The organism is Kitasatospora sp. NPDC059817 (assembly GCF_042731835.1).
Taxonomy (GTDB): domain Bacteria; phylum Actinomycetota; class Actinomycetes; order Streptomycetales; family Streptomycetaceae; genus Kitasatospora.
Map to the genome: position 1 here is coordinate 6,369 of NZ_JBHWIR010000205.1, position 6,250 is coordinate 12,618.

General features: G+C 73.1%; 4 protein-coding genes and 2 pseudogenes. 4 read left to right on the forward strand and 2 right to left on the reverse strand.

Annotation, left to right across the window (positions count from 1 at the left end; all coding sequences use genetic code 11):
• The 4 genes and pseudogenes from ACFV61_RS30310 to murQ all read left to right on the forward strand — a co-directional run.
• Nucleotides 1-292 (forward strand): annotated as a pseudogene (locus tag ACFV61_RS30310) (hypothetical protein); the annotation flags it as partial.
• 96 nt (nt 293-388) lie between these two features.
• Nucleotides 389-1,069, forward strand: coding sequence for a DUF6445 family protein (locus ACFV61_RS30315; RefSeq protein ID WP_380371118.1), 681 nt, complete (start codon nt 389-391; stop codon nt 1,067-1,069).
• Between the two features lie 170 nt (nt 1,070-1,239).
• Nucleotides 1,240-1,869, forward strand: a complete 630-nt coding sequence (locus ACFV61_RS30320; RefSeq protein ID WP_380495089.1) for an HAD family hydrolase — start codon at nt 1,240-1,242, stop codon at nt 1,867-1,869.
• A gap of 175 nt (nt 1,870-2,044) precedes the next feature.
• Nucleotides 2,045-2,950 (forward strand): N-acetylmuramic acid 6-phosphate etherase, encoded by a 906-nt coding sequence (murQ, locus tag ACFV61_RS30325; RefSeq protein ID WP_380495091.1) that lies wholly within the window; start codon nt 2,045-2,047, stop codon nt 2,948-2,950.
• Between the two features lie 400 nt (nt 2,951-3,350).
• Here the strand turns inward: murQ and ACFV61_RS30330 are convergent.
• Nucleotides 3,351-4,612: pseudogene (locus ACFV61_RS30330) on the reverse strand (IS701 family transposase).
• 156 nt (nt 4,613-4,768) lie between these two features.
• Complete coding sequence (locus ACFV61_RS30335; protein WP_380495093.1) at nt 4,769-5,860, reverse strand: hypothetical protein; 1,092 nt, start codon at nt 5,858-5,860, stop codon at nt 4,769-4,771.
• Nucleotides 5,861-6,250 lie beyond the last annotated feature (390 nt).

Here is a 6,250-nt window from a genome sequence, read left to right on the forward strand (position 1 = left end):
CGCCCCCCCCGGGCGGGGGCCCCCCCCCCCCACCCACCCCCCCCCCCCCCCGGGCGGGCGCCCGCCCGCCCGGGGCGGCACACCGGCCGGCCCGCCGGTCGACTTCGAGAGCCGGGTGGCCGCCGGGCTGCTCGCCGCCGTCGACCGCACGGTGTTCACCGAAGTGTTCCGCAGGCTGCTGGCCGGCGACGAGGCCGCCGCCATCACGGCGGCGGTGCGCCCCTCGGCCGTCCGGGCCTTCGACCGACTGGAGGGCGCCCTGGGCACCTTCGCCGTCCGACCGGGCTCCTGACCTGCGGCGCGAGACGCCCACCCGTGGAGAGCCCTTGACGAAAGGTTGACCTGCTCACGGCAGAAGGTTGACGACCGCCGCCCCTATCGTCGGCCCATGCCCTCACAGCCCATCAGGCCCACCACCCTGCCGGTCCTGCCCTACCGCAAGCCCACCCGAGGCCGGGACTACTGGGTCCTGGACAACGTCCTCCCCGACCCGGACGCCGTCCGCGAGCGCTGTCTGGCCCGCGGCGACTGGACCGAAGGCTACCCGCACCGCCCCGAGACCTGGCCCGGCCTGCGCACCATGCCCGGCCTGGAGCCCGACGAGCTGGCCCGGGTGGAGGCCCTGGTCCGCAAGGCCACCGGCGCTCCCCGGCTCTGGGTGCAGAGCACCCCGGGCGGCGGCACGCTCAACCACAACTGCGTCCAGGTCGTCGGCGCCGGGGAGTCGGAGTCCCGCCCGCACACCGACTCCCGCGCGCTCTGCCGCTACGCCGCCGTGCTCTACCTCAGCCCGGGCGCGCCGAAGGACGCCGGCACCAGCTTCTACCGCCAGCAGTTCCCCGGCGGACGCCTCGGCGGGAACCTCGTCAACGCGCCGCACAACAACCTGGTCGAGGCGCTCGGCACCCGCCACGTGCCCGCCGACCACTTCACCGAGGACGTCCGCGTCCCCAACCGCTACAACCAGCTGCTCCTCTACCACGCCAACCTCATGCACAGCGCGACCTCCTACTACGGCGCCGAGCTGCCGGAACGTCGGATGACGGCCGTCTTCTTCTGGATGGCCTGACGGACCGACAGCACGCCCGACCACCGAACGCGGCAACCGAACGCGGCCGCCGAACGCGGTCTCCGGAGCTGCCGAGGACTCACCGCCCCCTTGACCCGGCCCCGCCCGCACCCCCGAGAGTGGCAGGGGCGGGCCGCGCCACGGCGGCCGCAGCGGAGAGGGGACCACCCGTGAACGCACCCTGTCTCATCCTCGACATCGGCGGCGTCCTGGAATACACGCCGAGGACGGGCTGGCCGGAGCGCTGGGAGCGCCTGTTGGAGCTGCCGCCGCACGCGATCGACGAGCGGCTGCGGGACGTCTGGCAGGCCGGCGCGATCGGCGGCATCACCGAGCCGGAGGTGCGTGAGCAGGTGGCCGCCCGGTTGCACCTCGGTCCGGCCCAGGTCGCGGCCTTCATGGCCGACCTCTGGGAGGAGTACCTGGGCACACCGAACGAGGAGCTCATCGCCCACGTGCGCGGACTGCGCGGGCGGGCCCGGCTCGGCATCCTCAGCAACAGTTTCGTCGGCGCCCGCGAACGCGAGGTCCCGCTCTACCGGTTCGACGAGCTGGTGGAACACATCGTCTACTCGCACGAGATCGGGACCGGCAAGCCCGACCCGCGCGCCTACGAGATCACCTGCGCCGAGTTGGGCGTCAGCCCGGTCGACTGCCTCTTCATCGACGACCACGCGCCCAACGTCGAGGCCGCCCGGGCGGTGGGCATGCAGGCCCATCTGTTCGAGGACAACGCCTCCGCCATCGCCCGCATCGCCCGTCACCTCGGCGACGGCGACGGCGACGGCGACGTCCGTTGACGGGCTGAACGGGCTGAACGGGCTGAACGGGCTGAACACTCACTCCGTACGTGGGGGCAGGACGGACACCCCTGACGGCCCGGCGCCCGCCACGGTGACACCCCGACCGAGGCCCCGGAGACCACGCGCGGCCCCGCACCGATTGGCGACCGCCGCGTCCGGGGACGCTGGCCGCATGCACCAGGACGCCGTACCGCCGACCGAGACGATCCGCCCCGATTGGGCCGGGATCGACCAGCTGCCGACCACCGACCTGCTCCGCCTGATGAACGCCGAGGACCGCACCGTCCCCGCCGCGGTGGCCGGGGAGTTGGTCCGGATCGCCGCCGCGGTGGACGCCACGGCGGCACGGATGGCGGCCGGTGGGCGGCTGGTCTACGCCGGGGCGGGGTCCGCCGGGCGGCTCGGGGTGCTGGACGCCGCCGAGTGCCCGCCGACCTTCGGCACCGATCCGGGCCTGGTGGTGGGCCTGATCGCGGGGGGCGGGACCGCCGTGGCCGAGGCCGTCGAGGGCGCCGAGGACCGCCCGGAGCTGGCGGCGGCCGACCTGGCCGCGCTCCGGCTCACCCCGGCCGACACCGTGGTGGGCGTCTCCGCCTCCGGCCGCACGCCGTACGCGGTGGCGGCTGTCCGGACCGCACGGGCGGCCGGGGCGCTGACGGTCGGACTGGCCTGCAACCGGGGTTCGGCGCTGGTGGCGGCGGCCGAGCTGGGGATCGAGGTGGAGGTCGGCCCGGAGGTGCTGGCAGGGTCAACCAGGCTGAAGGCGGGCACGGCGCAGAAGCTGGTGCTCAACATGCTGTCGACCGCCGTCATGGTCCGGCTCGGCCGGACGTACGGCAATCTGATGGTCGACGTCCGGGCCACCAACGCCAAGCTCCGCGCACGGGCCCACCGGATCGTCACGGAGGCCACCGGCGCCGACGAGGCGGCGGTCCGCCGCGCGCTCGCCGCCACCGGGGGCCGGGCCAAGGACGCGATCCTGGTCCTGCTCGCGGACGTGGACGCGCCGACCGCCGCCCGGCAGCTCGCCGCCTCCGGCGGGCGGCTGCGCGAGGCACTACGCGCCCACCGCCGCTAGGGGCTCTCTTTCGGATCACGCCGGGCGCGCGACGCGCCCCCAGCCTGGCGGCCGGGAGGTACCCCAAGGCATCCCGCCTGGACGCACGCCCGAATCGCCCAAGTACGTCCAGTACGAGGACGACTCGGGCGCACGCCCAGCCGGGCGCGTCATGGGGGCACCTCCCGGCCGAAGGCTGGGGGAGCCGCGGGCTGATCCGCCAAGATCGACCGGACAGGACCTAGTACTCCAGCAGGACTTCGACGTTTTGCCTGTTCAGAGGGCTGCGCGGTGGGGTGTAGCGGGCTGATGCTTGATCAGGGGCGGTCTTCATTGGGCCGCCCCTCGATCGTGTGCAGCCGGCGTTGGTAGTGACAGCGCCGGGCGACGGTCTGGCGTTGTCGCCGCCAGGTGGACCACTTCAAGGCGTGAGCGAGGGGCGGGCAGTGTGGTGGACGCGGGCCGCGGGGACAGCCAGTTGCCAGGAGCCGCCGGATCTCTGCCACGGTGAGGTCGACCAGGGCGCGGGAACCGTTTCTGCAGCCCCCTTTGCAGCAGCCCCCTTTGCAGCAGCCGCCGCGGCCATCGCGGCCAGGAAGGCGTGGGCGAGCATGGCCAGGGTGACGTGTCGCATCCAGCCGGGGAAGCGGCGGACCTCGTACTGGTCCAGGCCGCACTCGTTCTTCGCGGCCTGGAAGCACTCCTCGATCGCCCGGCGCATCCCGGCGATCCGCACCAACTGCTCCACGGTCGTGTCGAGTTGTGCGTAGGCGAGGCAGTAGGCGAGCTCGTCGGGCCTGCTCAGACTGCGGCGGGCCAGCGCCCACCGCTGGCGGACCGGGGTCTCATCCTGGTAGTCGAACTCGGCCACGGCGGGTAGCCGGATGGCCGCCCAGTCATAGATGCGCGGTCCTTTGGCACCGTCGCCGCACGAGATCCGCTCCCAGGCCCGGGCCGGGGCCTGGGCAAACAGCCAGTCGACGCGTGGACAGCCCACGCTGAACTGGGACTTGGGCACCGCCAGGACGTAGCCGACGCCGGACTGTTCCAGCAGGCGACAAAAGCGCCCCTCCTGGCCGTAGGCCGAGTCCGCGGTGACCCAGGCGATCGGCAGGTCGGAGGCCGGCGCCCGCAGCACCAGGGCCTTGGCGAGGCCGCCCTTGGGGCGGAACTCCCGCTCGTCGGGGATCCTCGCTGCGCGGCAGCGGTCCCGGTCCTCGGTCCAGGATTTGGGCAGGTAGAGCTCGCGGTCGACCAGGGCGCGGCCACGGGTGGAGGCGCAGGCGGCGAAGACCCCGATCCGGCAGTTCCCGGTGCGGCCGGCGGTGCCGGAGCATTGGCGCTGCACACCGGCAGAGGTGGTGCCCTTCTTGACGAAGCCGGTGTCGTCGATGATCAGGACTCCGTCGTCGGCTCCGAGGCGTTCGGCGACGTAGTGCTGGAGTTCGTCGCGGATCTCGTCCGCGTCCCAGCGGGAACCGGCGAGCAGGTGCTGCAGGCCGTCGGGTGTGGCGTGACCTGCGTATTCGGCCAGTTGCCAGCCGTTCTTGCGGCCGACTGGTCCGAGCAGGCCGCGGACGCGCGCATCCGGCGGCGTGGCTCCACGCGGCTGAAGCGGTGGCCGATACGGAGGAAGAGGTCTTCGAGTTCGTTGTCCCAGGTCTCGGCTGCAGGCTCGTTGATCACGACGAGAGGCTGCCCCGGCGCTGTCACTACCAACGCCGGCTGCACACGATCGAGGGGCGGTCCGATGAAGACCGCCCCTGATCGAGCATCAGCCCGCTACACCCCACCGCGCAGCCCTCTGAACAGGCAAAACGTCGAAGTCCTGCTGGAGTACTAGTGCCGGACGATCCGCAGGACGGCGGTGCTCCCGGTGTAGCCGCCCACGTAGAAGGTGTGGCCGTCGGGCCCCAGGGCGAGACCGCTGATGACCCCGTCGGTCAGGCCGATCAGCGACTCCTGCGGGACGGCGGCGCCCGTGGCGGCGTCGAGGGCGAGCACCGAGCCCCTGATGGTGGACGTGCCGGTGGTGACGTAGAAGCGGGTGCTGTCCGCGCCGGCACGCGGGAAGTGCAGGTTGGCGTACCCGTTGGTCAGTGCGAGGTGTGCGGCGACGGTGTCGGTGGCGGTGTCGACGACGTCGGCCGCGCCGCTGCCCGAGGCGTTCACGGCGAGCAGGCGGCCGCCGTCGGGGGTGAGCGCCAACTCGTGCCCGTACACCGTGGCGGTGGCGGGGATCCTGCCGACGACGGACGGCACGGCGCCGCTGGTGTCCAGGTGCACCACGCCCACGTTGGCGCCGACGTAGACGTCGCGGCCGTCCGCTCCGACCGCCAGCCCGTTCACGTTCATCGCCGGGACCGGCACCGCGTCGGTGAACGCCAGCCTCGCGGTGTCGAACCTCAGGACCCGCCCGTCGCCCCTCGACCGGATCCCCGACGACCCGTCCTGGGTGACGTAGAGCGTCGCCCCGTCCGGGCTGAGCGCCAGCTCGTTGAGCTTCCCCTCGGTCCAGCGCTCCGGGCGCGGCTGGTCCGGCACGGGGAGCGAGGCGAGCACGGTCAGCGAAGCGGTGTCCCACACGGTCACGACGTCGAGGTTCAGGACGTAGAGCCGCGAGCCGTCCGGGCTGAGCGCCGTGATCGAGGACCAGTTGTGGTTGCCGGTGCTGTCCTGGCCGGTGACCTGGCCGGTCTGGGTGTCGACCGCCCTCACCGCGATCCTGTTGTTCGCGTCGGCCACCGTGACGTACACCGTGGTGCCGTCCGGGCTGACCACCGGCACCACGTCGCCGCGGCCCACCACGACGGTGGCCTCGACGCCGGGGATCGGGGTGGTGGCCACGGCGGGCCCGCCCGCCAGTGCGAGCAGTGCCGCCGTGGTGGCCACCGCCGTCGCCCAGCGGGCCGTCCTCGCAAGAGCTCTCATTGATCGCTTCCCCTCCCCGCGCCGCCCTCGCGGCGCCCCTGGGAAGGCTAGCCGCCGGTGAGGGGGGCGTGAGGACAATAGGAGAAATGTGCAAGGGATGTGATGATTCGTCAGATCCGTGTTCGAGGTGGTCTGGGTCGCCCCGTACGCCCCCTGCCCGGGCCCGCCCGCACGCCCGCCGTCGCCCCGGCCCGTACACCGACGTACCCGCCCGCGCTTCCCGGATCCGCTCCACCCACCACCACCGGCTGACGTCCCGACACCACCGCGCGGCTAGGGGCTCTCTTTCGGATCCCGTCGGATCAGCGCGCGGCGTCGGAGTGCGTGCATCGCAAGGCGGAGGAGGGAGTCCATGCGGAGTATCGGCGACCGACGACAACGCGGCGAGGT

Coding starts and splice junctions, on each gene's coding strand:
- murQ (WP_380495091.1), top strand. CDS start 2,045: ATGCACCAGGACGCCGTACCGCCGACCGAGACGATCCGCCCCGATTGG.
- ACFV61_RS30335 (WP_380495093.1), bottom strand. CDS start 5,860: ATGAGAGCTCTTGCGAGGACGGCCCGCTGGGCGACGGCGGTGGCCACC.
- ACFV61_RS30315 (WP_380371118.1), top strand. CDS start 389: ATGCCCTCACAGCCCATCAGGCCCACCACCCTGCCGGTCCTGCCCTAC.